This window comes from Pseudomonas sp. Pso3, from assembly GCF_055393275.1.
In genome coordinates this window covers 866598-881664 of record NZ_AP043687.1, presented here as the reverse complement: position 1 = coordinate 881664, position 15067 = coordinate 866598, and the positions used below count along the sequence as shown (strand labels likewise).

The 15067-nt window shown below is 66.4% G+C and carries 15 protein-coding genes and 1 riboswitch; of the genes, 4 read left to right on the top strand and 11 right to left on the bottom strand.

Annotated elements, in window-relative coordinates; translation table 11 throughout:
* Window positions 1-8 precede the first annotated feature (8 nt).
* A complete protein-coding gene (locus ACZ5R1_RS04120) occupies window positions 9-962 on the bottom strand; it encodes a magnesium transporter CorA family protein (RefSeq protein WP_074584000.1) in 954 nt (317 codons plus the stop codon).
* A gap of 9 nt (window positions 963-971) precedes the next feature.
* Window positions 972-2531, bottom strand: coding sequence for a RimK family protein (locus tag ACZ5R1_RS04115; RefSeq protein ID WP_115945289.1), 1560 nt, complete (start codon window positions 2529-2531; stop codon window positions 972-974).
* Window positions 2532-2705: 174 nt separating this feature from the next.
* Between ACZ5R1_RS04115 and ACZ5R1_RS04110 the strand changes: the two genes are divergently transcribed.
* The gene (locus ACZ5R1_RS04110; protein WP_042137026.1) at window positions 2706-2996 is read left to right on the top strand and encodes a DUF2845 domain-containing protein; all 291 of its coding nucleotides are present in this window, start codon (window positions 2706-2708) and stop codon (window positions 2994-2996) included.
* Between the two features lie 306 nt (window positions 2997-3302).
* Here the strand turns inward: ACZ5R1_RS04110 and ACZ5R1_RS04105 are convergent, their stop codons facing one another.
* The 5 genes from ACZ5R1_RS04105 to pstS all read right to left on the bottom strand — a co-directional run bounded on the left by ACZ5R1_RS04105 (window position 3303) and on the right by pstS (window position 8609).
* Window positions 3303-4589, bottom strand: coding sequence for a putative porin (locus ACZ5R1_RS04105; RefSeq protein ID WP_007160739.1), 1287 nt, complete (start codon window positions 4587-4589; stop codon window positions 3303-3305).
* Window positions 4590-4899: 310 nt separating this feature from the next.
* Complete coding sequence (gene pstB / locus ACZ5R1_RS04100; RefSeq protein ID WP_017638707.1) at window positions 4900-5664, bottom strand: phosphate ABC transporter ATP-binding protein PstB; 765 nt, start codon at window positions 5662-5664, stop codon at window positions 4900-4902.
* A gap of 5 nt (window positions 5665-5669) precedes the next feature.
* A complete protein-coding gene (gene pstA / locus ACZ5R1_RS04095) occupies window positions 5670-6545 on the bottom strand; it encodes a phosphate ABC transporter permease PstA (RefSeq protein ID WP_007160737.1) in 876 nt (291 codons plus the stop codon).
* A complete protein-coding gene (gene pstC / locus ACZ5R1_RS04090; RefSeq protein WP_007160736.1) occupies window positions 6545-7519 on the bottom strand; it encodes a phosphate ABC transporter permease subunit PstC in 975 nt (324 codons plus the stop codon). The genes pstA and pstC overlap by 1 nt, the downstream gene beginning before the upstream one ends.
* A 76-nt stretch (window positions 7520-7595) precedes the next feature.
* Window positions 7596-8609, bottom strand: coding sequence for a phosphate ABC transporter substrate-binding protein PstS (pstS, locus tag ACZ5R1_RS04085; protein WP_027600129.1), 1014 nt, complete (start codon window positions 8607-8609; stop codon window positions 7596-7598).
* Between the two features lie 394 nt (window positions 8610-9003).
* A riboswitch (yybP-ykoY riboswitch) is annotated at window positions 9004-9166 on the top strand.
* Window positions 9167-9175: 9 nt separating this feature from the next.
* On the opposite strand from pstS, the gene mntP reads away from it, so the two are divergent.
* Together mntP and ACZ5R1_RS04075 are read left to right on the top strand one after the other, a co-directional pair.
* Window positions 9176-9748 carry a manganese efflux pump MntP gene (gene mntP / locus ACZ5R1_RS04080; protein WP_007160734.1) on the top strand — a complete coding sequence of 191 codons (573 nt, stop codon included), beginning with the start codon at window positions 9176-9178 and terminating at the stop codon, window positions 9746-9748.
* A complete protein-coding gene (locus ACZ5R1_RS04075; RefSeq protein WP_108582460.1) occupies window positions 9748-10584 on the top strand; it encodes an SMP-30/gluconolactonase/LRE family protein in 837 nt (278 codons plus the stop codon). The genes mntP and ACZ5R1_RS04075 overlap by 1 nt, the downstream gene beginning before the upstream one ends.
* Here ACZ5R1_RS04075 and ACZ5R1_RS04070 read toward each other — a convergent pair.
* Together ACZ5R1_RS04070 and ACZ5R1_RS04065 are read right to left on the bottom strand one after the other, a co-directional pair.
* Window positions 10581-11123, bottom strand: coding sequence for a cytochrome b (locus ACZ5R1_RS04070; protein WP_027600894.1), 543 nt, complete (start codon window positions 11121-11123; stop codon window positions 10581-10583). The genes ACZ5R1_RS04075 and ACZ5R1_RS04070 overlap by 4 nt on opposite strands.
* A gap of 79 nt (window positions 11124-11202) precedes the next feature.
* Window positions 11203-12876 (bottom strand): phosphoethanolamine transferase, encoded by a 1674-nt coding sequence (locus tag ACZ5R1_RS04065; protein WP_115945288.1) that lies wholly within the window; start codon window positions 12874-12876, stop codon window positions 11203-11205.
* Between the two features lie 244 nt (window positions 12877-13120).
* On the opposite strand from ACZ5R1_RS04065, the gene ACZ5R1_RS04060 reads away from it, so the two are divergent.
* Window positions 13121-14107, top strand: a complete 987-nt coding sequence (locus tag ACZ5R1_RS04060) for a cation diffusion facilitator family transporter (protein ID WP_464712823.1) — start codon at window positions 13121-13123, stop codon at window positions 14105-14107.
* On the opposite strand, the gene ACZ5R1_RS04055 is transcribed toward ACZ5R1_RS04060, so the two are convergent.
* The gene (locus ACZ5R1_RS04055) at window positions 14104-14652 is read right to left on the bottom strand and encodes a cytochrome b/b6 domain-containing protein (protein ID WP_077171546.1); all 549 of its coding nucleotides are present in this window, start codon (window positions 14650-14652) and stop codon (window positions 14104-14106) included. The two genes, ACZ5R1_RS04060 and ACZ5R1_RS04055, sit on opposite strands and share 4 nt — an antisense overlap.
* Window positions 14652-14918, bottom strand: coding sequence for a PepSY domain-containing protein (locus tag ACZ5R1_RS04050; protein WP_042137015.1), 267 nt, complete (start codon window positions 14916-14918; stop codon window positions 14652-14654). The genes ACZ5R1_RS04055 and ACZ5R1_RS04050 overlap by 1 nt, the downstream gene beginning before the upstream one ends.
* Window positions 14919-15067: the final 149 nt, after the last annotated feature.

Genomic DNA, 15067 nt, shown 5'->3' with positions numbered 1-15067 from the left:
GAAGCGCGCTAGGCCGCGCGCGCGGCGGATTCGGCCCGACGCCGCAACGAGCGGCGCAGGATCCAGGTCAGGGCGAGACTCAAGGCAGCCATGGCCACCAGCAGCAGTGAATAGGACAGCCACCAGGGATGGCCGGCGGTCATCATGCTGAATTCGGACATGCCGCCGATGCCGGCGATGAGGTTGAGCGGCAGGAACACCACGTTGATCAGCGTGAGGTTGCGCAGGGTCAGGTTCATGCTGTTGTTGGCCAGGTTGCCGCGGGCATCCATGAGGCGGGCGAACACCGTGGCGTAGAGGTCGGCCTGGCGGCGGCACTGGTCGTTCTCGATGATGAGGTCTTCCAGGCGCGCCCGCAGCGCCTCGCCCAGTTCGCGCCTTTCGGCGACTTGCCGCAGTCGGTCGAGCACCGCGCCGTTGCCCTGCAGGGCGTTGATGTAATGGATCAGGCTCTCGCTGAGATTGAACATCTGCAGCAGATGCTCGTTGCCCAGGGAGCTGTCGAAGCGCTGCTGCAATTCGCGGCCGACCAGCCTGATGACCTTGAGATGCCCCTGGTAGTGATGGACGCTGCGAAACAGCAACTCCACCAGCACATCCAGCGGATCGTGCAGCGGCTGCAACGGCCCCTCGCCGGCCAGCAGCGACGGGCCGGCGGAGATGACCACCAGCCGCTCGGGATGCCAGAGCAAGCCGAAGGAAGACACCTCGAAGGCGAAGCGCGCCCCGCCGGCATAGCGTTCCGGACGCTTCCAGATCAGGAAGAGTTCGTCGCCCTGCACTTCCAGGCGCGAGACCTCGTCCGGGTCGAGCGCCGAGGCCAGGCGGTGGCTGTCCAGGGGAAAGGCCTGTTGCAGCCAGGCGCGCTCCCGGGCATCCGGATCGCTGCACAGCAGCACCGGCGCCGAGCGGTCGCCCGCCGGCAGCAGGCCACCCTCCCGCAGGGTGAAGGCTTCGATCATGGCGTGCTCCTACCAGCCCTGGCGCCGCTGCTCCAGGCGCCGGACGAAATCCTCCAGCACCCGTCGATAGAGGCTCTCGCCCAGCAGGCCATCTTCGATACCGGCGTCCAGATTGGGGTTGTCGTTGACCTCGATGACCACCAGCCGATCCCGATCCTGCTTGAGATCGACGCCATAGAGGCCATCGCCGATCAGGTCGGCGGCCTGCACCGCCAGCTCCAACACCGCCGGAGGCACCGCGGCGATGGCCACCGCCTCGCAGCGCCCTCCGGTACTGCCGGATTCCGCCTTGTGGTTGTAGATCTGCCAGTGACCGGCGGACATGAAGTAGCGACAGGCATAGAGCGGTTCGCCGGCAAGCACGCCGATGCGCCAGTCGAATTCGGTGTAGAGGTACTCCTGGGCCAGCAGCAGTACCGAGCGCTCGAACAGCTCCGCCGCGGCCTGGCGCAGTTCGGCGGCGTCGGCCACCTTGAGCACGCCGCGGGAAAAGCAGCCGTCGGGAATCTTCAGCACCAGCGGATAGCCCAGGCGCCGCCCCACCTCTTCCAGTTCCTGGGGTCGTTCGCGATAGAGGATCTCGGTACGCGGCATGCCTAGGCCGTGCTGGGCCAGCAGGTCGCTGAGAAACACCTTGTTGGTGCAGCGCAGGATGGAGGCGGGATCGTCCAGCACCACCAGGCCTTCGCTCTCGGCCTTGCGGGCGAAGCGATAGGTGTGGTCGTCGACCCGGGTGGTGGCGCGGATGAACAGGGCGTCGTATTCCGCCAGCCGGCCGTAGTCCTTGCGCTCGATCAGCTCCACGGCCACCCCCAGATCACGCCCGGCGGCGACGAAACCGGCCAGGGCCGCAGCATTGGAGGGCGGCAAGGACTCCTCCGGGTCATGCAGGATGGCCAGGTCGTAGCGCGCCTGGCGCCGCGAGGCCGGTTGCCGCCAGATGCGTCGGTTGAACGCATCCAGGGCATCGGCGAAGGCGTATTGCTGGGCGTCCTGCAGGCGGTGCAGGGCGCCGCTCTTGATCCCGGCGATGTGCCAGTGGCGACTGTGGCGCAACTCCACCTGCAGGATCGGGCACGGGAAGGCGTCGAACAGCTGCCTGGCCAGCGCCTGCAGCGGCGCGAACTCGGTGCGGCCAAAATAGAGGTTGAGGGTGAAGCCCTCGGTGGCGCCCAGTGGGTGCTCGGCCAGCGCCTGGTCCACCAGGGCGTCGAGGTCTTCCAGCAGCAGGCCGTAGAGCGCCTTGCGATTGAGTTCGCTCAGGGTCCGCACCGAGGGGATGACGCGATGACCGCGCGCCTCCGCCAGCAGCGAGCAATAGTAGCCGTGGCCCAGATAGCGGTAGTTGCGACAGAGGTTGAGCACCTGGATGCGGCCACCGCCCGCGGTGAGACGGCGGTCTTCCAGATACTCCTGGGCCGTGACGATGCTTTCGCTAGGCAGGTAGTCCGACCAGTCTTCCTTGCGCTCGACGATGATCAGCAGGGTGCTGCTGGCCGGCAGGTGCAGCACGGGTTCGGGACGGGGAGCGGGGGTGGCGACGGGCAGGCGGGCTTGAATCGCGACCATGATGCGGACCGGGCTCTGGCGGAAGGGGTGTCCAGCAATACGCCTTCCGCCGGCGGCTGTCCCGCGCCGTTACGCAGGCTTTATGCCCTGGCGGCGGAGTTGACCGAGACTTTGCGCCGGGCACGTCGTTCGGCGGTTGGCTAAGCTTGGCGAACGTCCTGCCCTGGAGTCCTCATGAAGCCCCGTCAGTTGCTGCCGATCGTCCTGCTGTGTCCCCTCCTCGCCCAGGCCAGCCTGCGCTGTGGCCAGAGTCTCGTCGAGGAAGGCGACAGCGTCGAACAGGTCCTCGCCGCCTGTGGCGCCCCGGCCGAGCGTAAGATCAATCCGCCGGCACTGCGCAACAACAACGTGCCCAAGTTCAATGCCGCCGAGACCCAGTTCTGGACCTATGCCCCGGAGAACGGCGCCTCGCGCCACCTCAAGTTCATCGACGGCAAGCTGGTGGAGATCAGGGTGGAGCGTTAGTGGGCGGGAGCCTCCCTCACCCCAGCCCTCTCCCAGAGGGAGAGGGGGAAAAGCAGCGGCTCCGGCGTAGGTTGGATTGAGCGCAGCGAAGCCCAACAGGTGCCAGGCGAACCTCGCCATCGAGCAGGTAAGAGCCTCCCTCACCCCAGCCCTCTCCTGGAGGGAGAGGGGGAAAAGCAGCGGCTCCGGCGTAGGTTGGATTGAGCGCAGCGAAGCCCAACAGGTGCCAGGCGAATCTCTCCATCGCGCAGGCAAAAAAGAACCGCCCGAGGGCGGTTCAAGCGGAGCACGACCTGAGGGCCGTGGTTAGAACTTGGCTTCCAGGTCCAGCTGCAGGGTCTTCACGTCGGCATCGGTGCGGAAGCGGCTGGCGGTGTCGGACTCGGCGAGGAAATAGGTCAGGCCGACGCCGAAGTTCTTGTCGATGTCGTAGCCGAGCTTGAGCTTGTGGCCGCGGGCGCCGGTCGAGCCGTTGCCGAAGTCGGAGTCGGTGAAGGCGCCCACCACGGCGTTGCGCTGGACATCGCGGTAGTTGTATTCCAGGCCGACCCGCTGCATCAGCTTGGTCTTGGCGCCCACCAGCCAGGCGGTGTCCTCGCCGTCGTCGGCCTTGTCGTTGACCACGTACTGGCCATAGAAGGACAGCGGCACCCACAGCTTGGTCAGGTCCAGCTGGGCGAAGCCTTCGTAGAGCTGGAAGCGGTCGGTGGTGTTGCCATTCACCGCCAGGGCGCAGGGCGAGGTGACCGAACCGGTGGTCGGGCAGGTGCTGTCCTGGTCCTTGTCGTAGGCGTAGACGCTGCCGCCGACCATCAGCTTGGCGGCATCGCCCAGGTTGAAGCGACTGCCCAGCTGGCCGGCGTAGAGGCGCAGGTCGTGCTTGAACTCATAGCCCTCGCCGTCGACGTTGTCCTTGAGCACATAGTAGCCGGTGCTGCCGAACAGCTCGGCGCCGCCGCCCAGGTCGTATTTGTAGGTGCCGGCCAGGCCTTCGGGGTTGATGTCGGCGTCCCAGATGACGTCGCCGGTGCTGACCCACTGCTGGCCCATCTTGCCGCCCACCAGGTGCAGATTCGGCAGCGCCGTGGGGTGGTAGTCGATATAGGCCTGGTCCAGCCAGAGCTGCTTCTTGTTGAAGTAGCCGTTGAGGTCCTGGTTGGTGGAGCGGGCATCGTCGCCGCCGCCGGTGGCGATGCGGATGCCGGTGTCCACCTGCGGATTGATCTCGCTGTAGGCGCCCAGTCGCGCCCGGATGCGCTGGCGGTCGCGGTCGCGACCGTTGTCCGGCTCGCCGCTGATGTCGATGCTCTCATGGCGCACCCGCACATCGCCCTTGATCTGGGTCTTGGCGGCCCAGGCCAGTTTCTTCTCGAAGTCGGAGGTCTTCTGCTGCTGGGCGACCTGGGCGGCACGCGCCTGCTGCTCCTGCTGCAGGTCGCCGCGCAATTCGGCGTACTGGGCGGGGGTGATGGAGCCGTTGGCCTTGAGCATGTCGAGCAGCTTCTCATCGACAGCGGCACTCGCGGTGGCCGAGCAGGTGGCCAGGAGCACACCCGAGAACAGCGCCGTGAATCGATAAGGGTTAACAGACATCGGCAGATCTCCTTTCAAGACAATCCAGGGGTGGTGGCTGGCAGTGCAGCCCGTCACGAAGCTGGGTCAGTCTCGGCAGAAGAGATGTCGTTTTGCCTTCAATAAAGTAAAACTTTTAATACAAGCCTTTGAAATTAAATGAAAATTTCACGGTAACGCCATGCGTTGCCAGCTCGGAAAAAGTCTTTCTCGGACGTGAAGACAATTTTCTCCGCCGAGAAACCAGGCGACCGCCCTGCCCCGCCCCTTTCCGCTCGCCCATGAAAAAGGCCACTCCGGGGAGTGGCCTTGCCGAGAGCCGGCGAAATCCTCAGCCGAAGCGACCGGTGATGTAGTCCTCGGTCTGCTTCTTGTCCGGCTTGGTGAAGATCTTGTCGGTCTTGTCCACTTCGATCAGCTCGCCCAGGTACATGAAGGCGGTGACGTCGGAGCAACGCGCCGCCTGCTGCATGTTGTGGGTGACGATGACCACGGTGAACTCCTGCTTGAGTTCGGCCAGCAGCTGTTCGATGCGCGCGGTGGAGATGGGGTCCAGCGCCGAGGTCGGCTCGTCCAGCAGCAGCACCCGCGGACGCAGGGCGATGGTACGGGCGATGCACAGCCGCTGCTGCTGACCGCCGGAGAGACCCAGGGCGCTCTGGTTGAGCTTGTCCTTGACCTCGTCCCACAGCGCCGCGCCGCGCAGGGCCTGCTCGACGCGATCCTGCAGCTCCACCCGGGACAGCCGCTCGTGGTGGCGGATGCCGTAGGCGACGTTGTCGGCGATGGACATCGGGAAGGGCACCGGCTTCTGGAACACCATGCCGATGGTGCTGCGCAGGCGGCTCAGCGAGTACTTGGGATCAAGGATGTTCTCCCCGTCCATGAGGATCTCGCCGGTCGCTTCCAGCCCCGGGTATTCCGAGTAGATGCGGTTGAAGATGCGCAGCAGCGTGGACTTGCCGCATCCGGACGGGCCGATGATGGCGGTGATCTGCTTGGCCGCGATGTCCAGGTTGATCGACTTGAGCGCCTGGTGGCCCTTGTAACGGAAGCCGACGTCGCGCGCCTGCAGTTCCGGTATCTGCGTCTGCATGGTAGTCACTTGGAATCCCGGTTACGAAAGAAGAAGCGAGAGGAGAGGTTCAGGAGCAGCACGAACAGCGTCAGCAGCAGGGCGCCGGCCCAGGCCAGGTGCTGCCAGTTCTCGAACGGACTCATGGCGAACTGGAAGATGGTCACCGGCACGGTGGCCATGGGCTTGAGCACATCGGCGTTCCAGTACTGGTTGCCGAAGGCGGTGAACAGCAGCGGTGCGGTCTCGCCGGTGATGCGGGCGATGGACAGCAGCACCCCGGTCACCACGCCGGCGCGGGAGGCGCGCAAGAGGATCTGCAGGGTCACCTTCCACTGGGGGATGCCCAGGGCCAGGGCCGCTTCGCGCATGGCCGGCGGCTGCAGCTGCATCATCTCGTCGGTGGTACGGGTCACCACCGGCACCACCAGCATGGCCAGCGCCAGGGAGCCGGCGAATCCGGAGAAGCCCAGGCTGCCGCCGGAGTACTGGTTCAGGGTCACCACCACGGCGGTGTAGATGAACAGGCCGATGACGATGGACGGCGCCGACAGGAGGATGTCGTTGACGAAGCGCACCACCAGGCCCAGCTTGGAGTGGCGGGCGTATTCGGCCAACCAGAGTCCGGCGAGGATGCCGATGGGCGCGCCGATGGCGGTGGCCAGCAGGGTGATCAGCACGCTGCCGAACAGGGCGTTGGCCAGACCACCGTCGGCGGCGCCGGGCGGCGGCGTCATCTCGACGAAGATGGCCGGGCTCAGGGCGCTGACGCCCTTGATCAGGGTGGTACCGAGGATCCAGGCCAGGAAACCCAGGCCGAGCACGGCGGCGGCGCTGCCAAAGATCAGCGCGATGCCGTTCTTGATCCGCCGCTTGCGATAGAGATAGGCGTCGATGTGCATCAGTTACCTGCCTTGCGCGACAGTTGCGTCAGCATCAGCCGTGCCGCCAGCAGCACGAAGAAGGTCACCACGAACAGCAAAAAGCCCAGGGCGATCAGCGACGAGCGGTGCAGATCGGTGTAGGCCTCGTTGAATTCGTTGGCGATCACCGAGGCGATGGAGCTGCTCGGCATCATCAGCGAGAGGGAGAACTGGTGGGCGTTGCCCAGCACGAAGGTCACCGCCATGGTCTCGCCCAGGGCACGGCCCAGGCCGAGGAAGGCGCCGCCGACCACCGCCGAGCGGGTGTAGGGCAGCACGATGTCCCAGCAGACTTCCCAGGTGGTGGAGCCCAGCGCATAGGCCGATTCCTTGAGCTGCGCCGGCACGCTGCGAAACACCTCGTACATCACCGAGGTGATGAAGGGCAGGATCATGATCGCCAGGATGATGCCGGCGGTCAGCATGCCGATGCCCAGCGGCGGCCCCTGGAACAGCACCCCGATCACCGGGATGGCGCCGAGGTAGTCGTTGATGAAGGGCGAGATGTGCGCGGCCATGAAGGGGCCGAAGACGAACAGGCCCCACATGCCGTAGATGATCGAGGGAATACCGGCCAGCAGTTCCACCGCCGTGGCCACCGGACCGCGCAGCCAGGTGGGGGCGATCTCGGAGAGGAACAGGGCGATGCCGAAGGCGGTGGGCACGGCCAGCAGCAGGGCGATGAAGGAGGTCATCAGGGTGCCGTAGATGGGCACCAGGGCGCCGAACTTCTCGGCCCCGACATCCCATTCGGCCGAGGTGATGAAGTCCAGGCCAAAGGTCATGAAGGCGTGGCGACCGCCCCAGAGGGTGGACGCGGCGGCGCCGACCAGTACCAGCAGTACCAGCAGCGCGGCGGAAAACAGCAGCCGGCGGAACCAGACATCGGCGCGGGTATCCCGGCGGATGCGCTGTTCCTGAGCGGCGGAGAGGGGCAGGGTCTGGTCGGTCATGGAGCTTTCCGTCTACCTGGAAGGACGCGCGAAACCGCCTGGACCCCAGGGGATCCAGGCGGCGGGACAGGCGTGCTTACTTCTTGAAGTCGGACGCCCAGTAGCCTTCGATCTGCTTGACCAGGGTGTCCGGGACCGGGACGTAATCCAGGGCCGCGGCATCCTTCTGGCCATGCTCCAGGGACCACTTGAAGAAGTCGAAGGCGACCTTGCTGCGCTCTTCGTTCTTGGGTTCCTTGTACATCACGATCCAGGTGGTGGCGGTGATCGGCCAGGCGTCGGCGCCCGGGGCGTTGGTCATCAGCAGGTTGAAGTCCTTGGCGCTCTTCCAGTCGGCGGTGGCGGCGGCGGCCTGGAAGCTCTTGGCTTCGGGCTGCACGAAGTTGCCGGCGGCGTTCTTCAGCTGCACATGGGTCATCTTGTTGGTCAGCGCATAGGCGTACTCGACGTAACCGATGGAGCCCTTGATCTGCTTCACGTAGGCGGCGATACCCTCGTTACCCTTGCCACCCACACCGACCGGCCAGTTGACGGTGGTGCCGAAGTTGTACTTCTCCTTCCACTCCGGGCTGACCTTGGCCAGGTAGTTGGTGAAGTTGTAGGAGGTGCCCGAGCCGTCGGAACGACGCACCACGGTGATGGCGCCCTCGGGCAGCTTCATGCCGGGGTTCAGCGCGGCGATGGCCGGGTCGTTCCAGGTCTTGATCTCGCCCATGAAGATCTTGGCCATGGTCGGGCCGTCGAGCTTCAGCTTGCCGGGCTCGATGCCATCCACGTTGATCACCGGCACGATGCCGCCGATGATGGTCGGGAATTGGCCCAGACCGCCCTTCTGCAGGTCGTCGGTGCTCATGGGGGCGTCGGTGGCGCCGAAGTCCACGGTGCCGGCCTTGATCTGGGCGATGCCGCCGCCGGAGCCGATGGACTGGTAGTTGATACGGTTGCCAGTCTTCTCGCTGAAGCCTTGCGACCACTTCGACAGAACGGGGAAGACGAAGCTCGAGCCGGCGCCCGTGACATCCACGGCGTGAGCGGCGGTGCTCAGGCAAAAGGCCGACAACAACAGAGAGAGGCTGAACGTGCGTTTCATGGTGGCTCCATTACCTAGTGAGGGCTGGCGCTAGGCTATTGCCGAAATGTGACAATTAAGTGTCAGCGGCATGACGAAACGGGGACGGCAGAGCGCCATCATGGGCGACGGGCTGGCGCTCGGCCTCGCGACCAGTGAGGGCACGCTTCCCGCCCTGCTCGGCGGGAGCAAGCGACCTCCGGGCATCCCTGGGCGACGTCCGCGCAGGGCACCGGTAGCCGCTAGCCGTCTCTCACAGCATCCTGTGCCGAGCCCCCAAGCCAGTAACAGCGCGCCCTGCAGTGGATTCATCGGCGCTTTTGGAGGACTCGACGGCAGAAGATTTAGCCAAGGCTATATATATTAGAACTATCTACAAGATAGACTTTCTCTATCCGGATGGGTAAGGTGGCGGCCTCTTTGGGGAGTAGCCTGCTTCCACCGCGGTGGAAAGCGTCCTGATCAACATACTCGGCAACCGCCGTGGTCAGGACAGCCAGTCAGGGTTGGCGAGACCAGAGGCATCACCGCGCCACGCCGGGCGTGCGGGGATGTCTTGTGGATCGAGCCCGGCCGGCGCTGTCACGATGAACCCCGCTTCCCTGATGTTTCTGGCTTTCGCCATGTCCACCGATGCCTTCGCCGCCGCGGTCGGCAAGGGCGCCAGCCTGCACAAGCCCTGCCTGCGCGAAGCCCTGCGTACCGGCGCCATCTTTGGCGTCATCGAAGCCATCACCCCGGTAATCGGCTGGGCCGTCGGCCTCACCGCCGCCCAGTACGTCCAGCCCTGGGATCACTGGATCGCCTTCACCCTGCTCACCGTGCTCGGCCTGCGCATGATCTGGGCCGGCTTCGGTGCGCCCGAGGCCGAGGAAGAAAAGCCCCGCCAGCATTCCTTCATGCTGCTGGCCCTGACCGCCGTGGCCACCAGCATCGATGCCCTCGCTGTGGGCGTGGGCCTGGCCTTCATCGACGTCAACATCATCACCGCCGCCCTGGCCATCGGCCTCGCCACCATGATCATGGTCACCACCGGGGTGATGCTGGGCCGGGTGATGGGCAATCTGGTCGGCAAGCGCGCGGAGATGCTCGGTGGGGTGGTGCTGATCGTGATCGGCGCGGCCATCCTGCATGAACACCTGGCCGCCGTTGCCAGCTGATGGCTCGCCTCTGGCGTAGCGCCCTCCTCGTCCTGGCCGCTCTGCTGCTGGCCGCATTGGGCTTTCTCACCTGGCAGCGCTTCTGGCCGGCCCAGGCCGCTCCCGGCTGGCGCTACGAAGTGGCCCATGCCGACATCGCCAAGGCCAGCGCCCTGGCCTGGCAGGGCGATGCCCTGCTCACCGCGGAAGAACTCAAGGACGGCAAGGGCCGCCTGCTGCGCATCGATGCCCAGGGCCGGCGCAGCGTGCTCAGCGAGGGGCTGTACAAGCCCGACGGCCTGGTGCCCTACCAGGACGGCTTCGCCTACAGCCAGGAAGGCGGCACCCATCCCATCCGCTGGTTCGACGCCGCCGGCAGTCGCGATCTCTTCACCGGTATCAACGCCCAGGGCCTCTGGGCCGAAGGCAAGCGGCTCTATGCCGTGGAAGACCGCAAGGGGGCCGGACGCCTGCTGCGCTACGACGCCGCCGATGGCAGCCTGACGGTGCTGCGCGACCACCTGGACGAGGCGGAGTCCTTTACCCGCTGCCCGGACGGCAGTGCCTTCTATACCGAGAAATCCCGCGGCCTGGTGCGCCAGCTGAGCGACGATGGCCGGGATCCGCCGGCGCTGCGCGATCTGCGCGAGCCGAGCTTTCTGCTCTGCGACCGCCGCGGCCTGTGGATCAGCGAAGACTCGACCCACCGCGCCCGTCTGCTGCTCTGGGATCGCCAGTCGGCCCCGCGCGCCATCCTGACCTTCCTGCGCGCGCCCCAGGCCTTGCTGCCGCGGGGCGACGGCTATCTGCTGGCCGAAGGCGGTCGCGACCGCATCATCGCCCTCGAACCGCGTTAAAGCATGCGCTTCAGGGTGTCGTCCTTGCGCACCAGGTGATGCCAGAGCGCGGCCAGCAGGTGCAGGCCGATCACCCAGTAGAAGGCCTTGCCGAGCCAGAGGTGCACGCTCTTTAGCGTCTTCGCCAGTTCCGGGTCCACCGGGAAGGGCGAAGGCAGCGCCCAGGTGCTGGACGGGATCTTGACCGCGCCGATGGTCAGCCAGACAGTGAACAGCCCGAGCAGCGGCTGGGCCAGCAGAAAGGCATAGAGCGCGTAGTGGGTCAGTCGGCCGACGGTCTCCAGGCTTCGCGTCAGCGGCGGCGTGATCGGCGGTACCGGATGGCGGTGGCGCACCAGCAGCCGCGGCAAGACCAGCGCCAGGACCAGCAGGCCCACCCAGAAATGGCTGAGCGTCACCCACTGGCGCTCCAGGGAGCCCCGCTCGAACTGCCCGCGGTTGAGGATCAGCACATAGGCCAGCAATACCAGCAGGGCCATGAGCCAGTGCAGCAGCCGGGCGCTGCGCGCATAGCGGGAGACAGAGGAAGCGGAAGACATGACGGGATCCTGCGACTGAGATGAAGAGGCGCCGGCAGTGTAGCGGCGCCTCGGAGCCAAGGGTAAGACGGCCGCGGCGCTAACCGCAGGGCGCCGCCGTGGTATCCAGCAGCAGGGTGCTCAGCTGCTGCGGCGGCTGGTGCACCAGGCCGGTGGGCGATTCGCAGACGCGCTGCACGAAATTGTCGCTGAACAGCAGCTTGCCATGGACGAAGTGCTCGTCGGGGCGGCGATTGGGATTGTCGATACGGGTCCCCAGCCGCTCCGCCAGCCAGCTGCCGGCCTCGTAGTGGCTGATCCAGCGCTCGCCCTGCAACTCGGCCAGGGGTTGGGGCGGTGCGTCCCGCGCCACCACGATCACCGGCACGTCGCTGACCTCGGGCACCAGGTCGTTGTGCCCCCAGTGACCGCCCTCCCCCAGCCGCTGGCCATGGTCGCCGGTGATGATCAGATAGCGCTCGCCGTCCAGGCGGTCGAAGTCGGCGAGGATCTCGGCGAGCAGGCCGTCGAGATAGTGCAGGGAATTATCGTAGGCATTGGCCTGGCCCTCGGCCCCGCTATCCGGCCAGGGCGCCGGGGTGCGCTCGTGGCGATAGTTCTGCGCATAGGGCAGGTGCGCGGTGCGCAGGTTGAGCACCACGAAGTTGCGCGGCGCCCACCGCTGTTCGTCGAGGATCTCCAGCAGGGCACGGTCCTGGCGTTGCAGGAAGCGCAGCGGATGGTCCTCGCGGGTGATGGCGACGTCCAGGTAGCGACTGCCCAGGTGCGCCAGCAACTTGGATTCCTGGGACGACAGCCAGTGGGTGCGAAAGCCGGCGGCCTGGGCGAAGCGAAACAGGTTGATCTCGCCGCTGCGCAGGCGTCCGTCCTGGCCCGGTTCGCGGATCGGATTGAGCAGGTAGGGCAGGCTCACGTCGGTGGCCACCCCTGCCGCCACGCCGGGGCGGATCAGCGTTTGGGGATTGGCCGCCAGATAGGCCGACAGCTTTGGCGTGGTATCGCGCGCATAGCCAAAGGCGCCCAGGCGATCGCTGCGCAGGGAATCGGCCACCACCAGCCAGACGTGCCGCGCGCTGCTGGGCACCGGGGCCAGTCCATAGGGCGCATAGGCGGTGGGCGGCAGGACGACGTCGTCACGCCCGGCCAGGCGCACCGCCCAGGCGGAAAAGGCGTTGAGGCTGTTGTGCAGCCCGCTGCGCGCGGGGCTGGGCACGAAGGCATCGAGGTTGCGATAGGTGGCGCGATAGGGTTTGGACAGCAGCACCGCGGCGATCAGGATCAGCGCCCAGCGACTGGCCGGCAGCGGCACCCGGCCGGGCAGCTGGAGATGCAGGGCGATCAGCAGTCCATAGGGCAGCCCCACGCACAGCAGCACCGGCCAGTGTTCGGGCAGACTGAGCCACAGCGTCTGGCGCACCTCCGCGGTGTCGCCCAGCAGGGCCTGGATGTCGATGGCGCTGAGCGGCTCGCCGAAGAAACTCAGGTTGCCCAGCTGCAGCAGCTGCATCAGGGCGAACCCCAGCAGGATGAACGCCGCCAGGCGCGGCAGATTGCTCAGCCAGAGCGCCAGGCTGAACACCCAGAGCGCGGCCACGTAACCCGCTTCCAACTCGGCGCGGTTGTTTGGCGTGAAGCCTTGCTGCAGGAAGTCGTCGGCCAGCAACAGCAGGCAACTCAGACTGCTCAGGAGCAGCAGATTGCGCCAGGGTCGCCAGCCCGAGGCGCGGGGGCGGGAGAAGGCTGCGAGCAGCATCAGGGCGCCCGCCGCCCGCGCGAAGGGAGACTGGGGAAGGCGATCATGAGCGGGCTCCGGCGACAGGGAGCCGCTACCCTGAGGGGCGAACCTTAATGAAGTCTTAGCAACTCATGCGCAGTAACAGATGACCAAGGGGTCAGCTGACTGCCCGATCCGCTTGACCCTGAAGTCACTTCAGGCTTCAGGATAGTCAGCGAAGGGCCCGTGCCCACTGCCTCCTCAATGCTCCGGAGACCTGTAGATGAGTGGCTCCACCTCTCACCACGATCATGACCACGACCACGACCACGACCACGACCACGACCACGATCACGATCATCAGCATGGCCACGACCATGGCCATGGTCATTCCCATGCCCCGCGGGTGACCGCCGACAACGAGCGCAAGCTCAAGCTGGTCTTCGCCCTCACCTTTGGCTACGCCATCGTCCAGGCCGTGGGCGGCTGGTGGTCCGGCTCCCTGGCGCTGATCGCCGACTCCGGTCACATGGTCTCGGATGCGGCGGCGCTGCTGCTGGCGCTGGTGGCCTACCGGGTGGCGGCCAAGGCGGCCAATGCGCGCTTCACCTATGGCTTCCACCGGGTGCGCATCCTCGCCGGCCTGACCAATGGCGTCGCTCTGCTGCTCTTGGTCCTGTGGATCGGCTGGGAAGCCATCATGCGGCTGCGCGAGCCCACCGAGGTGCTGTCCGGGCCGATGCTGGCGGTGGCGGTGATCGGCCTGGTGGTCAATATCGTCGGCTTCGTGGTGCTCAACGGCGGGCACAAGGACGACAGCAACCTGCGCGGCGCCCTGCTGCATGTGGCCGGCGACCTGCTGGGTTCGGTGGGCGCCATCGTCGCCGCCCTAGGCATCCTCTGGACCGGCTGGACCTGGCTGGATCCGGCGCTGTCGATCCTGGTCGCCCTGCTGATCGTCAAATCGGCCTGGACCCTGGTGCGCGATGCCGGCGCGGTGCTCTTGCAGGCGGCGCCGCGGGAATTCGACACGGCCGGTGCCACGGCGGCAGTCCGCGCCCTGCCGGAGGTGGCCGAGGTGGGCCATCTGCACGTCTGGACGCTGACCGATGAAACCCGCATCGCCACCCTGCACATCACCCCGGCGCCGGGCAGCGATCCCCTGCGCTTGCCGACCCTGGTGGGCGAGCTGCTGCGCAGTCGTCACGGCCTGCAGCACGTGACGGTGCAGGTGGATCCGCCGGGTACCCTCGACGGGCACTGCGCCTAATCGGGCGTGGACCGGTCGTCGAGCGGACGACGGCGACCGGTTAGCATCGACAACGGCAGGTTGTCGCCCACCCTCAGACTTTCCACCACGGCGGCCACGGCATGCAGGCAGACCAGCGCCAGCAGGCCGTTGGCGAAGCAGGCGTGCAGGTCCTCGGGCCAGTCGGCGCCCCAGAGGGCATCCACCTCGCGCATGAGGAAGCCGGTGACGCCCAGGCCGCCGATGGCGGCCATCATCAGCAACATCACCAGGGCGCCCAGCGGCGAATGGCCGAGGCGATGATGGGGCCGCCCCTGCCAGAGATCGCGCAGATGGGCGCCCAGCCGCGCGCGGGTCGGCCAGCAGTCGCTCCAGCGCGCGCTGCGCGGACCGACGAAGCCCCAGACCAGGCGCACCAGCAGCCAGGCGCTGGCGTAGTAGCCGATCCAGCGATGCCAGAAGGCGCCCTTCTCGTTGAAGAAATAGTTGGCGAAGAAGGCAGCGGCGACCGACAGGTGGAACAGCCGCACCAGGGGATCCCAGAGCCGCACGGTCGCCGCGCTCATCAGCTGCCGATCTCGCTCTTGACCGCCTTGCCGCTCACCGGATCATGATAGATCTCGACCTTGCGCCTGTCCTTGTCGAAGCCGTAGATCTCGTAGCAGTTGCCCTTGGTGATCTTGAATTTCTTGATCTCATAGCCCTGGTCACGCAGCTGCGCCTGGAATTTCTCGGCGTCCTGCCAGGTGGACTTGTCCGCCTGGGTGCACTGGGGTTCGGCGGCGAGGGCCAGGGGACTTGCGAACAGCAACGGCAGCAACAGGCGGCGCATGGCGACACTCCTCGTGGTGGGAGTGGCCAGACTCGACGGCGAAGCTTAATGCAGTCTTAGGATGCAACGCCCGGTAACAGTTGCCCCTGCCGCTGCGCCAGGACGCCAGCGATGATGGCGGGCTAGAGCCTTCAAAACGAGAGGAACGC